The 16,645-nt window shown below is 71.3% G+C and carries 13 protein-coding genes and 2 tRNA genes; 7 read left to right on the top strand and 8 right to left on the bottom strand.

Annotated features, from left to right (window positions below; genetic code table 11):
- Nucleotides 1-82 precede the first annotated feature (82 nt).
- Complete coding sequence (locus tag KR546_RS04485; RefSeq protein ID WP_274387566.1) at nt 83-826, top strand: response regulator transcription factor; 744 nt, start codon at nt 83-85, stop codon at nt 824-826.
- Between the two features lie 38 nt (nt 827-864).
- A complete protein-coding gene (locus KR546_RS19570) occupies nt 865-1,611 on the top strand; it encodes a sensor histidine kinase (RefSeq protein ID WP_238443498.1) in 747 nt (248 codons plus the stop codon).
- Here KR546_RS19570 and acs read toward each other — a convergent pair.
- Nucleotides 1,584-3,536: an acetate--CoA ligase gene (gene acs / locus KR546_RS04475; protein ID WP_238443497.1), complete on the bottom strand. Its 1,953-nt coding sequence runs from the start codon at nt 3,534-3,536 to the stop codon at nt 1,584-1,586. The genes KR546_RS19570 and acs overlap by 28 nt on opposite strands.
- 201 nt (nt 3,537-3,737) lie before the next feature.
- Between acs and rsgA the strand changes: the two genes are divergently transcribed.
- Nucleotides 3,738-4,727: a ribosome small subunit-dependent GTPase A gene (rsgA, locus tag KR546_RS04470; RefSeq protein ID WP_238443496.1), complete on the top strand. Its 990-nt coding sequence runs from the start codon at nt 3,738-3,740 to the stop codon at nt 4,725-4,727.
- A gap of 75 nt (nt 4,728-4,802) precedes the next feature.
- Nucleotides 4,803-4,876 (top strand) — tRNA-Cys (locus tag KR546_RS04465).
- Between the two features lie 1,155 nt (nt 4,877-6,031).
- Here the strand turns inward: KR546_RS04465 and KR546_RS04460 are convergent.
- The 3 genes from KR546_RS04460 to KR546_RS04450 all read right to left on the bottom strand — a co-directional run bounded on the left by KR546_RS04460 (nt 6,032) and on the right by KR546_RS04450 (nt 11,769).
- Nucleotides 6,032-7,561, bottom strand: coding sequence for an HNH endonuclease signature motif containing protein (locus KR546_RS04460; RefSeq protein WP_238443495.1), 1,530 nt, complete (start codon nt 7,559-7,561; stop codon nt 6,032-6,034).
- A gap of 492 nt (nt 7,562-8,053) precedes the next feature.
- Nucleotides 8,054-8,323, bottom strand: a complete 270-nt coding sequence (locus KR546_RS04455; RefSeq protein ID WP_238443494.1) for a hypothetical protein — start codon at nt 8,321-8,323, stop codon at nt 8,054-8,056.
- 203 nt (nt 8,324-8,526) lie between these two features.
- Nucleotides 8,527-11,769, bottom strand: a complete 3,243-nt coding sequence (locus KR546_RS04450) for a M36 family metallopeptidase (RefSeq protein WP_238443493.1) — start codon at nt 11,767-11,769, stop codon at nt 8,527-8,529.
- A gap of 154 nt (nt 11,770-11,923) precedes the next feature.
- Between KR546_RS04450 and KR546_RS04445 the strand changes: the two genes are divergently transcribed.
- Nucleotides 11,924-11,997: transfer RNA gene (locus tag KR546_RS04445), tRNA-Val, on the top strand.
- A gap of 59 nt (nt 11,998-12,056) precedes the next feature.
- On the opposite strand, the gene KR546_RS04440 is transcribed toward KR546_RS04445, so the two are convergent.
- A complete protein-coding gene (locus KR546_RS04440) occupies nt 12,057-12,485 on the bottom strand; it encodes a hypothetical protein (RefSeq protein WP_238443492.1) in 429 nt (142 codons plus the stop codon).
- Nucleotides 12,486-12,515: 30 nt separating this feature from the next.
- Nucleotides 12,516-13,334 (bottom strand): SIR2 family NAD-dependent protein deacylase, encoded by an 819-nt coding sequence (locus tag KR546_RS04435; RefSeq protein ID WP_238443491.1) that lies wholly within the window; start codon nt 13,332-13,334, stop codon nt 12,516-12,518.
- A gap of 108 nt (nt 13,335-13,442) precedes the next feature.
- Here KR546_RS04435 and KR546_RS04430 point away from each other — a divergent pair, with 108 nt between their 5' ends.
- A complete protein-coding gene (locus tag KR546_RS04430; RefSeq protein WP_238443490.1) occupies nt 13,443-13,604 on the top strand; it encodes a hypothetical protein in 162 nt (53 codons plus the stop codon).
- Nucleotides 13,601-14,308 carry a hypothetical protein gene (locus tag KR546_RS04425; protein ID WP_238443489.1) on the top strand — a complete coding sequence of 236 codons (708 nt, stop codon included), beginning with the start codon at nt 13,601-13,603 and terminating at the stop codon, nt 14,306-14,308. The genes KR546_RS04430 and KR546_RS04425 overlap by 4 nt, the downstream gene beginning before the upstream one ends.
- Here KR546_RS04425 and KR546_RS04420 read toward each other — a convergent pair.
- Both KR546_RS04420 and KR546_RS04415 read right to left on the bottom strand, forming a co-directional pair.
- Entirely contained in the window at nt 14,289-15,659 is a 1,371-nt protein-coding gene (locus KR546_RS04420) for a hypothetical protein (RefSeq protein ID WP_238443488.1), read from the bottom strand. The genes KR546_RS04425 and KR546_RS04420 overlap by 20 nt on opposite strands.
- Entirely contained in the window at nt 15,656-16,588 is a 933-nt protein-coding gene (locus tag KR546_RS04415; protein WP_238443487.1) for an NAD-dependent epimerase/dehydratase family protein, read from the bottom strand. Before KR546_RS04415 ends, KR546_RS04420 begins: the two co-directional genes overlap by 4 nt.
- Nucleotides 16,589-16,645: the final 57 nt, after the last annotated feature.

The following is a 16,645-nucleotide window of genomic DNA, read 5'->3' as shown; positions in this document are numbered from 1 at the left end:
CGCACAGCACGCGACAAGGTGAGCAGCCGGGGGCCTGGGGCCCGCGACGAGACTCGCACAGCACCCACGGGGGGGATACCGGATGGGCTTCGACGATCATGCCTGGCGAAGGGCTGGGGAGAACAGAACGAGTGTCAGTCATCGGATCGGGGCACGACGACCTGTCCGACTGCTGTCGCTGGACGACCACGGCGTGGTCCGGGCGGGGATCCGGTCCATGTGGGAGGAGGATGACCGCGCCGAGGTCGTGGTGAGCACCGACCGCGTCGAGGTGGCCATGCAGGCCGTCGTCGACGACCGCGTGGACGTGGCGATGGTCGACGTGAGCATGCCCTGGGGCAACGGGATCGAGTTCGTGCGTGAAGCGCGAGCGCGCAACCCTCGCGTCGCACATGTGGTCCTGACGTCGTACCGCGAGGAGGAGGCGTACTTCCAGGCCGCGATCGCCGGCGCTGCGGCGTTCCTCATCAAGGATCGCCTTCGTGACCAGATCGTCGACGTGGTGCTGCAGGTCGCGGGCGGGGCGCGCCTGATCGAGCCCGGGATGATGGATGCCATGGCCGACGTGTCCGTGGACAACTGGCTCCCCGACGACCACCTCCTGGACTGTCTCACCGACCGCGAGCGCACCATCGTGGCGCTCATGGCACGAGGGCGCACCAACGGCGAGATCGCCGACGAGCTGTGCCTGGCCGAGAAGACGATCCGCAACTACGCGTCCAACGTGCTCGCGAAGCTCGGGATGCGCAACCGCACGGAGGTGGCCGCCTACGTGGCCCTCTCGGCCGCACGTCGCAACGGTGCCGTCGTGCGGGCGGCGATGTGACGTCGAGCCGGGGTCGTCGACCGCACCAACAGGACGCGGTGCCGTCGCAGGGTGAGACACTGGAGACACTCAGGCTGCTGGTCAAGACCGTCCAGCACGACCAGGCCGGGATCATCGAGGGCGTGATCGGCGTCATCGAGTCGGTGCTGCGCCACTCGTCCGGGCTGTCCGCCGGGGATCGTGAGGGCTTGGCGGCGGCTCGCGACGACCTCCACGGGTTGGTCGACGAGACGGTCGGCCTGCTGTCCGATCTCGAGGCGGAGGTCGGCGAGTGGGAGGCGCTCGGGTGGGGCCCGGTGGCGATGGACGAGCTCGTCTCCTCGGCCATCGAGGAGTTCGCCGGGCGCAACGGGCACCCGGTCGTGGCCGACCTCGCGCCCGTGGTGGCCATCGCCAACGGGGAACTGGTGTCGCGCGGTGTCCGGAACCTGATCGGCAACGTGTTCCGGCACACGCCCTCGGACACGACCGTCTACGTCACGCTGAGGACCGACGACGGGGCGGCCGAGGTGATCGTGGCCGACGACGGGCCGGGGATCCCCGATCCGCTCAAGAGCACCGTCTTCGACCCGTTCACCCGGGGCGACGGATCGGGTCCACGATCGGGGATCGGGCTCGGACTGAGCCTGGTGCGGGACGTGGCGCGCCACCACGGTGGCCGGGCGGAGGTGCGGGACCGCCCCGGTCGGGGATCGGTGTTCGTGCTGCGCATCCCGGTCGCCGGGGTGACGGGCGACCCTCCCGCCCGACCGGACGATCAGTCCGCCGCCGAGTCGGACAGGTAGCGCTCCTTGATGGAGTCGACGACCCCGGCGTCGGCCAGGGTGGTCGTGTCGCCGAGCTCCGTGTCCTCCGCGATGTCCTTGAGCAGGCGACGCATGATCTTGCCCGAGCGGGTCTTGGGCAGGTCGCCGGTGAACAGCAGGGAGGCGGGCTTGGCGATCGGCGAGATCATCGTGGCGACGTGGTTGCGCAGCTCGGTGGCGAGCTCCTCGCCCTCGTCCACGTCCCCGCGGGTCGACACGAACGCCGCGATGGCCTGGCCGGTCATGTCGTCCTTGCGCCCGACGACGGCGGCCTCGGCGACGGCCGGGTGGCTGACCAGGGCCGACTCGACCTCGGTGGTAGAGATGCGGTGTCCGGAGATGTTCATGACGTCGTCGACCCGGCCCAGCAGCCAGAAGTAGCCGTCGGCGTCACGCTTGGCGCCGTCGCCGGCGAAGTAGACGCCGTCGAACCGGGACCAGTAGGTGTCCTTGAAGCGTTGCTCGTCGCCCCACACGCCACGGAGCATCGACGGCCAGGGCCGGTCCAGCACCAGGTAGCCGCCCCCGGGTGCCTCGACCTCCTCGCCGGCCTCGTCGTAGATCGTGGCCGAGATGCCGGGGAGTGGCAGGGTGGCGGAGCCGGGCTTGGTGGTCACCTCGCCGGGGACCGGGGCGATCATCATCCCGCCCGTCTCGGTCTGCCACCAGGTGTCCACGATCGGGCACTGTTCGTTGCCGATCACCTCGTGGTACCAGATCCACGCCTCGGGGTTGATCGGCTCGCCGACGGTCCCCAGCAGTCGCAGCGACGACAGGTCGTGGGCCTTCGGGTGCTCGTCGCCCCACTTCATGAACGCGCGGATCGCGGTCGGCGCGGTGTAGAGCTGCGTGACACCGAACTCGGCGATGATCTCCCAGAGCCGGTCCTGGGCCGGGTGGTTCGGGGCGCCCTCGTACATCACCGACGTGGTGCGGTTGGCCAGTGGTCCGTACACGATGTAGGAGTGGCCGGTCACCCAGCCGATGTCGGCCGCGCACCAGAAGACGTCGCTGTCGGGCTTGAGGTCGAACACCGTGCGGTGGGTGTAGGTGACCTGGGTCATGTAGCCACCGGTGGTGTGCATGACCCCCTTGGGCTTGCCGGTCGTGCCGGAGGTGTAGAGGAGGTAGAGCAGGTCCTCGGCGTCCATGTGCTCGGGCTCGCAGGTGGTGGACTGGCCGTCCATGGCGTCGTGCCACCAGAGGTCGCGACCGTCGGTCATCTCGATGTCGGACTCGGTGCGCTTGACGACCAGGGTGTTGGTGATCGTCGGGGTGTGCTCGAGCGCGTCGTCGGCGAGGTCCTTGAGCGGGAACACCGAACCGCGTCGCCACGCGCCGTCGGCGGTGACCAGCACCTTGCAGTCGGCGTCGTTGATCCGGTCGATCAGCGCCTGGCTGGAGAAGCCCGCGAACACCACCGAGTGGGGGGCGCCCAGGCGGGCACACGCGAGCATGATGATCGGCAGCTCGAGGATCATCGGCAGGTAGATGGCGACCCGGTCGCCACGGCCCACGCCCAGTTCCTTCAGGGCGTTGGCGGCACGGCAGACCTCGTCCAGCAGTTCGGCGTAGGTGATGTCGCGCCGGTCGTCGGGCTCGCCGACCCAGTGGTAGGCGACCTGGTCCCCGTGGCCGGCCTCGACGTGTCGGTCGAGGCAGTTGTACGACGCGTTGAGGGTGCCGCCCCCGAACCAGGTCGCGAACGGCTCGTCCCACTCGTGGACGGTGTCCCATGCGGAGAACCAGTCGAGGTGGTTGGCCTGGTCGGCCCAGAAGCCCAGCCAGTCCTCGTCGGCAGCGTCGCGCAGGGACGAGTCGCTGACCGTGGCGGCGGCCCGGAAGTCCTCCGGGGGCGGGAACGTCCGGTCTTCCTGGAGGAGGTCCTCGATCGCATCGGACATGGTTCGTCGGCTCCGTGGTCGGTTGCGTTCGACGGTAGTGGTCGACCGGGAACCGGTCCCGTCCTTCGTGCACGGCCGTCCGCCCGCTCCTCACCGTCGAGTGTGCTGTGCGCGGCCGTGGGCGTCCTCGATCCGCACAGTCGACGTGGGGTGGTGGCCACCTGGTCCGTCGCCTGCTCCGGTTCTGGTTGCATGGGGTCCATGAGTGGGATCGACCTGGACCTCTGGGAAGAGGAGTTCGACGACCTCGACGACGCGAGACATCGACGCCGTCGGGGCACCAAGCGATCCACCAAGGCCCAGGAACGCATCGACGACGCCGATCGGGCCCGGGTCGTCGCGGTCGCGCGGGGCCTTCTGGAGGTGTACTTCGACGACGAGCGCCACCCGGCCCGGTTCGGTGGGTCGATGCGTGGCACCAAGGTCGTGGTGGGCGACGAGGTCCGCATCCGCCCGCCCCGACACGACACCGACGTCGTCCGGGTGCTGGGCCTGGAGGAGCGACGGACCTGGCTGACCCGGACCCCGGACGACGATGCCGACGTCGAGCGGGTCGTGGTGGCCAACGCCGAAGCCGTCGGGGTGGTCGTGGCAGGCGACCGGATCGTTGAGGCGGTCGGGTTCGTCGACCGCGTGCTGGTGGCCGGCTCGGTCGGCGGGCTGGAGCCGCTGGTCGTGGTCAACAAGATGGATCTCGCCGATCCCGCGATCGTCGCCGAGGCCATGGCGCCCTACCGCGACCTCGACGTCACGGTCGTGCAGACGTCGGCCGAGGCGCGGACCGGGCTGGACGATCTCGAGGACGCACTGCAGGGTCGCTGGACGGCGTTCACGGGACATTCCGGGGTGGGCAAGTCGTCGCTGTTCAACCTTGTGGTGCCGGCGGCCGAGCAGGACGTCGCCGAACTGGGCCGGCGGGGCGGACGCCACACGACCGTCGCCGCGATCGCCGAGCACGCGCCGGACCTGGACGCGTGGCTGGTGGACACCCCCGGCGTGCGGTCGTTCGGGCTCGGGACGCTGGCGCCCGACGAACTGGTGGACCACTTCCCGGAGCTGGCCGACCTGGGCTGTGACCTGGACGACTGCGCGCACCTGGGTGAGCCCGGTTGCCGGCTGGACGTCGACGCGGTGGCGCCCACCCGATGGTCGTCGTACCTGCGCATCCGCGAGGGCCTGCTGGGGCAGTGACCGACCCGGTCAGGTGGGCGAGGCGCCGTCCGCGACCACGAAGGTGCATCGCTACGCTGTCCGGTCGCATGCCCCGGCGGGGTAGCCAAGTGGTAAGGCAGGGGACTGCAAATCCTCTATCACGGGTTCGATTCCCGTCCCCGCCTCCATCGACGCCGCGCCCCTACAGGCCCCTAAACAGGGTTATGGGGGCTTTTTCTGTTTACGCTGAACACGGTGCCAAACGAGCGCCAGCCAAGTTCCAGCCAAATGATTTGGCCCGACAGGAAGGGTTCAGCGCGTCAGTTCTTCACCAGCGTCTGCGGGGTGCAGCCAACCACCTGTGAAATCTGTTCGGCAGTGAAGCCAGCATTGATGGACAGGGACACGTAGGTGTGACGCAGGTTGTGGCTGGACACGTGGGGCAAGGTCTACGCCCACATGCTGACCGAGTCGTCCCAGCCGTTCGCTGACGGCATGGACCGTCTGCTGGCCTAGGGTCACAGTTCAACGGGGTCACCGAGGTCATCGACGGCCTGAACTTCAAGAAGGTCCGGCCCTACGACACCCATGTAACTCACTTGCTACACCTGTGGACAATACACCGATGCACCTGTGCAACTGTGGATGAGTACCCGCTACGTGCTGTCGTGCGCTCAGAGCACAGTAAAGAAAATCGCCGTTCCACTGCGTAAATCCTACGTTTACAACTATGAGAACGTCCATCTGGCAGTCATTCTTACGTCTATCTGAGTGGTCCCCAACAGTCGGTTGCCGGTTGAGGGACCGTCTTCAACCCACCCGGCCTGACAGTTCCTCCCACGCGTCGCGGGGAGTGGGTTTACTGCGTAACAACACGGGTGGGACTTCCCGCAACCTCTGTCCGCCAGACCGTGTGAGTGTGTATCTGAATAGCGAGTCGCAACAGAGCGACTCCCCGGAGAATGAGAGCAGGCCCCATGGAAAATCTGCCAGAAGCCGTGATGATGTTGGCGCTTGCCGTCACGGCCCTGTCCGCCCAGTTGAAGCGCCTCAACGACTACAACGACCGTGACCGCTGAGCCAATAGGCAGCATGAACTAGAAGGTCATGCCGCTCGTTGGCCGGTCAAGGTCAGCCCCAAAGCCCCTGTAGGCGCTCAGCAATTCGATGTGCTGGGTGTCCACGGGGGCTTTGTGCTGAGCGCCACTCCATGAGTCCGTGCGGACAGCGCACAACACAGAATGTCTCTTCCGGGCCGTAGAACGCCCAGACGTTCGCGTTTGACGTTGATGCACCGTGACACATGGTGGATGTCGGTGGTCGGAGGCCGGCGCCCTGGAGGTTCAGGGCCCGCGGGGCGTCGGCGGATCCTTGCCGGACCGGTCGTCGGTCGGGCGAGCACGAGTGGTCGGTCGACTCGGTGGCGTGGGGAGGTGGAAGGGGGGAGGTTGGTGGACCTGGTAGCCGGACGCGGGGACGGTCCAGGTGCGGGATCCGTCGGGGTGGCGGTCGAGCCGCCACTGCTTGCGGGTCTTGCGGGTGTGGGCCCGCCGCGAGAGGAGCCCGAGGTTGTCGACGTCGGTCCGCCCTTGGGGCCACGGAACGACATGGTCGACATCGCACAGCCGCGCCGCGGTCGTGGAGGCCGGTGCGGTGTCGTGGAGGTCCCGCGCGATCACGGCGTCACGCAGCCATCCGGGTGGGACGCGGGTGCGGTGTCCGACCCCGACGACCTGCCCGACGTCGTCGACCGCGACCAGGCGGGTCGCGGCCCCGTCTGCGACCCAGCGGCGGGCGACGTCGGAGGTGACCTTCATCCGTCCGGCCAGCTTCGTCAGCACCCACGCCGGCGTGGACCCATCGATGAGCGTGTCGACATGGCACGTCAGCGTCACCGACGGCACCCGCCGCCCCCGCCCGGCCCGCCCGGACGTGTTGCCGTCGGGGTCGAGCGGTTGCAGGGTGCCGGCCCGCTTGCCGGTGACCAGCGCGAACAACGCATCGGCCCGCCGACGGCTCCGTGCCGCCTCGAGCGCAGCGGCATGCCGGTGCGCCTCGGTGAGAGCACGGTCGTCGTGCACCGACGAGCCGTCGTGGCCCTCGGGGGCGTCGGAGTCGTCCGATGCCTTCACGACGTCCAGCGGGTCGTCGCCGGCACCTTCGCCAGCATCGGCGGCGAGGGTGGCTGCCATGTGGTCGATGGCCTCGACCCAAGGGGTGAAGTGGGTCGGGTCCCAGTCGCCGTTGAACGATCCGGACCCGTCCACACGAGGCATGATCCGTGTGCGGTTCGCTGCGACCGGCGTGTGGTCACGCTCCTTCGTGCGTTGCCCGACGAGTTGGTCGGCGAGCCAGTCGACCTCCCACACGAGGTGATCGGCCTCGACATCGGCATGTGACACGGCCCGTTCGGCCACGAGTGCGTCGATGCGGTCACGCCCCGCGACGTCCACGGTCCGGGCCGCGGTGACGATCCCGCGGACCTGGCTCCAGGAGATCTGACCTTGCTGGAACGCGGACCGGAGGGCGGGCATGGCGGCGAGCGTGGTCGCGACCCGCAGCAGCGTGTTGCGTTCGAACCCGACCTGCCGGCACGTCTGCGCCAACACGACCTCGACCGGCACGCCCAGCGTGGTCTCGCAGGCGTCGTCCTCGATCGCGCGGATCAACGTCTCGACCAGGTCGGCCGCGAGCCGGTCGAACCGTCCCGCCGCCTCGACCAGCCTGCCGACGGTGGCGGCCTGGCGGGTGCCGGACCAGTCGACCTCCCTGGCTGCCGACGGCGCCGGCGCCACCCCCTCGGCCACCGGGGCGACGGTGCGTGCCCGACCGGCGGGTCGGGGGTCGGGAGTCGGGGCGTCGTTCGAGTCCATGTCATGCACCTTAAACCCCTGCTGCGACATCCCGAGCTCCGAATTCGACCGTTGTGGAGAACCTTGATCCGCCCAGGAACCGGTGCTCGCAACGACCGCTCGGACCGGCAACCCGGAGGCCCGCTCCACACGTACGGCGGGCTCTTGCGCCAGGAAGCCTCCTGCCGGAGGGAGGGACCGTTCCGACGGACCGGGGCGACTCAAGCGGAGCGCAGTGCGCCCGAACATGGTCCGTGGCGAAGACCCTCGCTGCTGGCGGGCGCGCGAGCACCAAGCGGAGCCCCGGGCCGACGGTGCGGCCCGACCACCGGCCTGGCGCCCGCTGCCAGAAGCCCACCCGGTCCGACGGTGCGGCCCCGACCACCGGCCCACAGCCCACCCCGGGCCGACGGTGCGGCCCGACCACCGGACCACAGCCGACCCAAGGCCGATGGGGGATCCTCGAGGCACGGTCCAGACCCACAGATCCTGCCGGTCGGGAGAGCCCGTGCACTACTCGACGACGAAGGAGAACGCCGCGGTCGCGTCCGGGGCCTCGAAGACGACGGCGGCCGTGCCGGGCGCACGTGCCCGGACCTCGTACTCGTCGTAGCCGGGGTCGGACTCGAACGCGGTGCGCGTGACCTCCACGGCGTCCCCCTCGACGATGGGCTCGTCCCAGTCGTGCTCACGGTCGAGCCGCACCGCCACGGACGTCTCGGCCTCCAGCGCGTACGTACCGGCGTCGGCCGGCACCAGGACCTCGGGAACGGGTGTGGCCACCTCGGGACCTTCCGTGATCGCACTCGTCCCGTCGGCCGACGGACCGCCGGATCCCGATGGGCTGGACACCGGGGGAGTGGGGGTGGCCGACGACGCAGGCGACCCGTTCGACGACGGCCCGACCAATGGCCCGGACGCGGGCTCGCCCCGACCGCATGCTGCGAGCAGCACGACGGCCAGGGCGAGCCCGACGATCCGCACGATCAGTGGTCCTGCAGGTTGATGGACTCCAGCACGTCCTTCTGGGCGAGCCGGTCGGCGTCGGAGTACACCGGGTTCAGCAGCACCTCCTCGGCCGTGGTCACCGCGTCGGAGAACGGCGTGTCTGCCACCCCGTCGAAGTCGGTGTCCACCAGCTCGTGCAGCTCCATCGCGCCGTTGGCCCAGTTGAGCCACGCCGCCAGGAGCTGGCGCTCGAGCTTCTCCGAGGTCGGACCACCCGACCCCTTCAACAGGTCGCGCGCCGCCGCGAAGGTCGACACGTCGGTCACCTCGTGGAACACCCCGCTCATGTGGCCGACGATCTCGAGGTAGCACTCGCGATCGGCCAGCGGCAGCAGGTTGCCGGTCTTGCCGCGGTACTGCTGGTACCAGTACCCGGCCGACCGGTTGTCGTCGGCGTTGCCCTGGACGACCACGGCCGCGACGTCGTCGGGGCTCACGCCACCGTCGTCGTCGGCCACCGAGAAGACCAGCTCGTACAGGCAGGCGTCGCCATAGGTGTGTGACTGCGTGTCGGTGAGGTCACGCGGCTGCACCGACGGGCTCGGGAACGGGTCCGCGGCCGGTGGGTTGACGAGGTACGTCGTGTCGGTGGTGTCACCGTCGCCCCAGTCCCACGAGGCGGTCAGGTCGTCGCTGCCGGGGTCGGTCGTGTCCCCGCTGACGGTCAGCTCCTCGCCGGCGTGGAGGATGAAGGTCGGCACGCCGAACACGTCCTCGGAGCCGGCCGGGTCGATCGCCGCGGTCGGATCGACGTTGGCGATCGCCACCTCCACGTCGTCGCTGCCGACACCGTCGTCGTCGTCGGTCACCGCCACGGTGATCGTGAACGGGCCGTTGTCGCCGTAGGTGAACGACGCGGTCAGCGAGCCCTGGTCGGGGCTGCCCGGACCGCCCGGGGTCAGCGAGTCGATCGCCTCCGCCACCGGACCGTCGCCCGTGCCCCAGTCGATCGTCGCCTGGTGGGTGTCGAGCCAGCCCGGGTCGGAGAACGACGCCTCGACGGTCACGGTGTCGCCCTCGTCGGGGTCGGCGGTCACGCTGTCGATCGTCACGGTCGGGGCGACGTTGTGGACCGTGACGGTGCTGGTCGCCTGGTCGGTGATGCCGTCGTCGGAGGTCACCCGCAGGCCGATCGGCTGGACGGCGTCGTCGCCACGTGGTCCGAACGTCGGGTTCACGCCGGTGGCGTCGTCGAAGTCCCCGTCGTCGTCGAGGTCCCACTCCCAGGTCACGATGGCCCCGGCCGACGGGTGGGTGCCGGGCACCGACGCGCTGCCGTCGAGCTGCACGGTCGCGCCCTCGTCGACGTCGTAGGGACCGCCGGCGTCGGCGGTCGGGATGCAGGCAACCGGCACGCCGAAGCCGTCGAAGCCGGTCTCGCGGTCGGCGGAGGTCGACGCGTCCACGCCCAGGCCCGCCTCGGAGAACGCCTGCCACAGCAGGCAGGTGTCCTCGCCGCCGTGGAGGGTGGCGCCGCTGGCGATGATGCCGTCGCGGGCGTCGAGATAGGTCGGGTCGGTCGGGGTGTTCTTCATGCCGTCGATCATCAGCAGCTCGTGGCGGAACGTCCCATTGGCCAGCCCGTAGCGGTCGACGAGGGCCTCGCGGACGTCCCACAGGGCCGTCGCCCAGATCTCGCCGTCGCTGTGGACCTGGCAGCCACCCGAGCACAGGTCGCTGTAGGTCAGGGTGCTGTCGGCGTAGCCGGTCGAGCGGATCCCGTCGTCGGTGTCGCCGTTGTTGTACTCGCCGTAGACCGGGTCGTTCCAGGTGCTGGTCGCCAACGCGTCGCTCCAGCCCTCACCCATGCCGCCGGCCTGCACGCCGCCACCCAGCGAGCCGCCACCGACCAGGCGGTTGGACACGCCGTGGCCGAACTCGTGGGTCACGGTGTCGCCGTTCATGGCGCGGTGCATGTCGAGGTTGCCCGGTGCCAGCCCGACCCGCAGTCGCAGCCACGGGTTGGAGCCGTCGGCCGGGGTGTTCATCGAGGCGTTGCAGCAGGTGCCGTCCTCGATGTCCCAGTCGACCAGCACGTTGACCCGGTCGCCGTCGCTGCCGCCGTTGCCGAAGTTGTCCTCCTGGAAGTTCCCGGAGGCCTCGTCGAAGCCGTACTGGTACCAGCGGTCGTGCAGCATGTTGACGTAGTAGTGGGCCTGGGTGATGACCGCGTCGCGGTCGGTGATCCAGTCGGTCCCACCACTGGTGTCGATCGCGTCGGTGTAGGTGTAGTCGAAGTGCTGGTAGCCGGCGTCACCCGCGTCGCCCGTGTCGGGCCGGTAGCCCGGGCTGTCGTCGCCGTCCGGGTCGTGCCAGGTGTCGGCGTTGTTGCCGACCGTGGTGTCGTCGGTGATCCAGTTGGCCGGGAACGGCGTGACGTCCTGGTCGGCGCCGGCGACGTCGGGATGCTGCTCGGTGAAGACGTTGCCCTCGGGGCCGTGGTCGTCCTTCCAGCGGTTGTCGATGGCGAGCACGGCCCCCGTGCCGGCATCGACGACTGCGTCGTAGAAGCCCTCCGCGGTCACCGGCACACCGGTGGCCCAGGCCAACCGGGCCTGGCCGCGCCTGGTCGGGTACGCGACCGGCTCGGCGGTCGCCTCGTCGAGTGCCTCCGAGCCCGTCACGAACGGTGACCGGCCGCGCACCACGTCGTCACCGCGCCCGGGTGCATCGGGCGCGGCGCGGAGCCGGCCGACGGTCCGGTCGGGGCGTTCGCCGACCTCGCGGCCGGTGGCGACCATCGCGTCCGCGGCGTCCAGGCGACGGGCGCCGACCAGCTCCAGGTCGGGCACGAGCGAGCTCGCGACGTGGGCGACGACCCCGTCGGCGTCGACGGTGATCCCCACCCGTGCGCCGTGGACGCGAAGGCCCTCCAGGACCTGGTCGAACCAGACGTGGGTGATCCCGCCGGGCGACGGCACGGTGGTGTCCAGGGCGAGGTCGTCCGGTGCGACGCCGAGGAGGTCGGCCTCGGTCGCGAGGAACGAGGTGGCGGCCTCGACGGGATCGTCGGTGCCGGTGGCCGCGCCCTCGTCGGCGGCGAACGACAGCGTTCGCACGGCGCCGGTGGCCGGGTCCTGTCGCACGATCGCCCCACCGCCCGGATCGGCGGTGGCCGCCGACGGCTGCTGGCCCGCGGCGGGACCCGCCACGAGCACGGATCCCAGCAGGGCCGTGACGGCCAGGCCGGTGATGGACAGGGTGGACGAGCGCATGGACATGTGTGGTTCTCCCCAGAGGTGTCGTCCATGAGGAAGCACGCGGGCCCGGTCCTGATACGTGGAGGTGGTTCGAGGGCGGTCGCATCCGCGCCCGCGGAGGGCCCGACGGGTTCGCGTGCCCGGGGGCGGTCGGTTAGCATGTCCGGTCGATCCCGGGGTGTTAGCTCAGATGGCTAGAGCGCTCGCCCGACACGCGAGAGGTCATTGGTTCAAATCCAATACACCCCACCGTCCCACGGGCTCCGCCGACTCCGGCGGGGCCCGTCGGCGTTCACGCGCCGTTGGGCTCAGTCGCCCCAGCCGTAGCGCACCTCGTCGCGGACGGCGGCCTCGTCGGGCTCGACGAGCACGTCCAGGGACAACTGTCGGTCCCATCCCGCCGGGGCCCGTCGACCGGGATCTGGCAGGCCGGTGATCGCGCTCCACCACCAGCGCAGGCCGCGGGGCGCGTTGCGGATCCCGAGCGCCTCGAACCCACGGTCGGCCCGGCCCAGGAACACCTGGGCGTCGACGTGGCGATGCACCGCCTCCACGACCAGGGCGTCGCGCGGGTAGTCCACGCGCAGGCGTTCCATGACGTCCTCGCGTGCCTCGACCAGCGTGTAGCGACTGCCCAGCGGATCGGCGAGGTCGGCGAGGTCGCGTCGCACCGCACGCCACAGCCGTTGCTGGCGTGCGAACCAGTCCCAGGCGTACCGGGGTGGCGAGGCGGCCATCGGGTGTCCTCCGGTGGACACCCCGGCACGCTAGCCGTCGCGGTCGGTGCGGTCGTCGGCTGCGCGGACCTGCGTGACGACGGCCGGCAGGACCGTCTCGACGAGGTCGCGGGACACCACCTGGGCCAGGTGGTCGAACGGGGTCGGCTCGGCGTTGCAGACCGCCAGCGGCACGCCCATCTCGTGGGCCGTGGGGACCAGGGACGCCGCGGGATACACCTGCAGCGAGGTGCCGACAGCCAGGACGAGGTCCGCGCGGTCGACCAACGCCCAGGCGGCCTCGACCGTCGCGACGTCCATGGCCTGGCCGAACGAGATCGTGGCCGGCTTGGGGATGCCTCCGCAGTCCGGGCAACGCGGATCGTCCTCGCCGGCGTCGATCCGCGCCAGCACGTCGCGGGTGGGCGCCGACCAGCCGCACCCGGCGGGTTCGCCGCCGACCGGTCGCACGCCGATGCAGGTCGTGACGATCGCCGTGCCGTGCAGCTCGACCACCTGCGCGGAGCCCGCGGCCTGGTGCAGTCCGTCGATGTTCTGGGTGACCACGCCGGCGACGTGCCCGTCGGCCTCCAGGGCCGCGATCGCGTGGTGGGCCGGGTTCGGACGGGCGTCGGCGTCGAGGAACTCCCGTCGCATCTCCCAGCCGCCGCGGCGGACCGCGGGGTCCTCGACGTGACGCTGGAAGGTCATCTCGCGGGGGTCGTAGCGGGTCCACAGGCCGGTCGGGGAGCGGAAGTCCGGCAGCCCCGAGCCGGTCGAGACGCCCGCACCCGTGAACACCACGGCCCGGCGGGCGGCCGCCACCAGCGCGGCGAGCTCGGTGACCACGTCGGGACTGTCTGGCGACACGGGGGCGACCTGTCGGAGGGATGGGCGTGGTCCGGGATCGTGCCGCGGGCAGGCTACTGGCGGGCGATACCGTCCCGGTCCCACATCCGTGTCGTCGAGAGCGCCGTCATGCCTGCGTTGTCCTCCACGTCGGTCCGGCCCGCCAGGCTCGTTCGGTGCCTGGTGGTCGTGCTGGTGGCCATCGTGCTGGGGGCGTGCACGGCCACCGACGACGGCATCCGCGTGCGGGACCGCGACGGCGCCGGCGTGCCGTTCGAGGACCAGTCGTGACCACCGAGACCGATCGCCCCACCGCCGGGCCCGACCGTGACCAGCCGAACCGACCGCCGCTGGTCGCCATGGTCGTGGTCGGCCTGGTGATGGTGGCCACACTGTTCGCGCTGTTCCGCAGTGGCAGCACCGCCACCGAACAGCTCTTGGACGAGGACGAGGTCGAGCAGCAGGCGGGGACGGCCACCTTCGCGCTCGGACCGGCCGTGGTCACCGGCGAGCTCGCCCACGACTGGATCCGTCGCGAGCGCTGCCCGGGCTGGATCCAGCTCAACTCGCTGGAGGGTGACGCGACCACGGTGCACCTCGTCGTCACCAACGCGGCCCCGGACCTGGAGTCCCGCACGCTGGTCGAGGTCGACGACCTGCCGGGGTGGTGGGCGGACGCCATCGACGTGACCGTCGAGCCGTCCCGCTCCACGACCCTGCTGGACACCCCTGCCGTGGAAGGGCCACTGGTCGACGGGCCGGACGCGCCCGAGGACGGCCTGCTGGTGGCCTGCCGGGAGGCCAACGGCAGCGCCGGCTCCGGCATCAAGGGGCCCGCGAGCGGGTTCACCCAGTACGCCGTCGCGACGACCGCTCCGGTGCCCGGCGTCGGGACGGTGCTGGTGCTGGGTGCCGCCTGGGTCGGTGGCGACCCGGACCTGGCCCGCGACGAGGCCTCGCGCCTGGCCGAGACGCTCAGGCTCGCCGACTCCTGACCGGGTCGCCGTCGCGCCATCCCAGCCAGGCGAGGGCGCCGAGGGCGCAGGTCCACGCCGCCTGGAGTGCCCAGGTCCGTCCGGTGACCCGGAGGTAGTCGGGGAGGACGGCGCGACGCAGGCCGTGCAGGGGGTCGCCCACGCTGGCGAAGTCGACCACCCAGGTCAGCGCCCCCGACAGGCCGTCCACGACCAGCCAGCCGCCCGTCACGAGCCCGAGCGCCCCCAGCACGGCGGTGACGGGCACGGCCCAGGGTCGGGGCGAACGATCGAGCCAGGTCGCGACCAGCACGACCAGCAGGGGCAGTACCAACACGACCTGGCGCCCCGGGACCCACCAGCCCTGCATCGTGAGCGCGACGAAGGTGGCCGTCAGCCAGCCCGCGGCCGCGACCAGCACCAGCACCCGGCCGACCCGGTCCCGCAGCCCGACCGCCACGCCCGCCGGGACGACCAGGAACGCGGGCTGCCACACGACCAGGCCGAAGTCCCGTCCGAGCAGCAGTCCGACCAGCCGCCGGCTGCGACCGATCGGGTCGGGTGCGAAGCCCACGACCGAGAACTCGCCCCGCTCGACGAAGTGGTCGGCGGACGCGTAGACGGTCCACCCGGTCCACACGACCTGGTGGACGACCAGGTAGACGACGCCGGCGACGGCCAGGACCGCGACCGTCGCCGCGACGACGCGAGGGCGGGACCGCAGTCGCCACAGCGCCGCGGCGGCCAGGGCTGCCGCGACGGGTGCGTACTTGACGGCCAACCAGGGCAGCGCGACCACCGCGAGCACCAGCACGACCACGTGGCGCAGGTGGAGTCGCCGGGCGGTCACCGCGCCGGTCCCCAGCACCACGGCCAGTCCCGCCGCCATCTCGGGATAGACCTGGGTCGCATGGGCGGCCAGCGGCCACGAAGCGAACGCCACGGCCGTGACCACCCCCGCGAGCGGGGCCGCGACGGCGAGACGACGGGTCGCCAGCAGGACCGTGGCGCCGGCCGTCGCCGCCGCGAGCAGTGCCAGGACGATCTTGGCGCCGACCCACCCGCCCAGGGCGACGCCGGGGACCAGGAGGACCGGCAGCAGCGGATCGTGGGGCGACACCATCCGGCCATCGGCGAGCACGCGCTCCTGCAGCGGCAGCTCGACCCGGTGGAAGGAACGCCACCGTTCGTCGGCCAACTCGTCGGCGATGTCGACGTCGCCGTCCTCGGCCAGGCTGAGGGCGGTCAGGAGGTAGTGGGGCTCGTCGGCCGTGGTGCGGGCGCCGTACGTGGCCGGGACGGCCAGGCCGGCGAGTGCCGCCACCAGGGCGACCGTGGCCGCCACCACGGCCCAGCGGACGTCGGATCTCACGGGTGCGCCGCGACCGGTCGTCCGCCGGCGTGCTCGACGACCGGCTGCGCGGTCGCCTGGCGGGCGACCAGGTCGACCAGCGAGGTCGCTGCCAGCCCGCCGACCGCGGTCTCGAGCCGGGTCGTGTCCGCCCAGGTCGTCGCGACCTCGCGTCGGTGGCTCGCCACCACCCGGACCTCGGGTCGGCGCCCGACGACGGCGGCGACGGCGTCGACGTGGTCGCCGAGGCTGTGGGTCGTGCCGCTGCCGAGGTTGAACGTGCCGTGGTGGCCACCGTCGAGCAGGCGCAGCATGGCCGCGGCGACCTCGCGGACGTCGGTGACGTCGCGCCGCCGGTCGAGCGACCCGAACACCTCGATCGGCTGGCCAGCCCGCGCTGCCGCCAGCCACCTCGCCAGGGCCATGTCGGGGCGCTGGCCCTCGCCGGCCACGGTGAACGGTCGCACCACCACCGTGGGACCTGGCCCGGTCCGGGTGCGTGCGAGCACCTGCTCGACCGCGACCTTGGAGCGTGCGTAGCCACCCCGTGGGGCCAGGGGCTCGTCCTCGTGGCAGGGTCGGTGGCGACCGACCCGGCCGGCCCCGCCGTAGACCGACGACGACGACGCGACGAGCAGGGGGCGGTCACGGGGCAGTCCCTCCGCGACCACGGCCGTGGCGCCCACGTTGTCGCTCCACCGCCGTCGTGCCACGTCCGGGCGGTCGTCACGCACGCCCGGCGCGCCCGCCAGGTGGACGACGGCGTCGACCTCGGTGAGCAGCGGACGGGTCACGGCGTCGTGGAGGTCGGCCACCACGGCGTGCTCGGCAGGTCCCGCGGCCCACCGGCGACGATCCAGCCCGACGACCTCCCAGCCGTCCGCGGTCGCGGCAGCCACGACGTGACGGCCGATGAAGCCGGCCGCGCCGGTGACGAGCAGTCGGGGCATGGTCGTGGAGCCTGGGTTCGATCGGATGTCGACTGGCAAGTTAGTTTAGGCTGCCCT

Source organism: Salsipaludibacter albus, assembly GCF_019798055.1.
Classification (GTDB): domain Bacteria; phylum Actinomycetota; class Nitriliruptoria; order Nitriliruptorales; family Nitriliruptoraceae; genus Salsipaludibacter; species Salsipaludibacter albus.
This window is presented reverse-complemented; position numbering and strand designations above follow the sequence as displayed.

Excerpts from the sequence above, each read along its gene's own strand:
- KR546_RS04485 (WP_274387566.1), top strand. The coding sequence starts at position 83 with ATGGGCTTCGACGATCATGCCTGGCGAAGGGCTGGGGAGAACAGAACG.
- acs (WP_238443497.1), bottom strand. The coding sequence starts at position 3,536 with ATGTCCGATGCGATCGAGGACCTCCTCCAGGAAGACCGGACGTTCCCG.
- rsgA (WP_238443496.1), top strand. The coding sequence starts at position 3,738 with ATGAGTGGGATCGACCTGGACCTCTGGGAAGAGGAGTTCGACGACCTC.
- KR546_RS04460 (WP_238443495.1), bottom strand. The coding sequence starts at position 7,561 with ATGGACTCGAACGACGCCCCGACTCCCGACCCCCGACCCGCCGGTCGG.
- KR546_RS04450 (WP_238443493.1), bottom strand. The coding sequence starts at position 11,769 with ATGTCCATGCGCTCGTCCACCCTGTCCATCACCGGCCTGGCCGTCACG.
- KR546_RS04440 (WP_238443492.1), bottom strand. The coding sequence starts at position 12,485 with ATGGCCGCCTCGCCACCCCGGTACGCCTGGGACTGGTTCGCACGCCAG.
- KR546_RS04430 (WP_238443490.1), top strand. The coding sequence starts at position 13,443 with ATGCCTGCGTTGTCCTCCACGTCGGTCCGGCCCGCCAGGCTCGTTCGG.
- KR546_RS04415 (WP_238443487.1), bottom strand. The coding sequence starts at position 16,588 with ATGCCCCGACTGCTCGTCACCGGCGCGGCCGGCTTCATCGGCCGTCAC.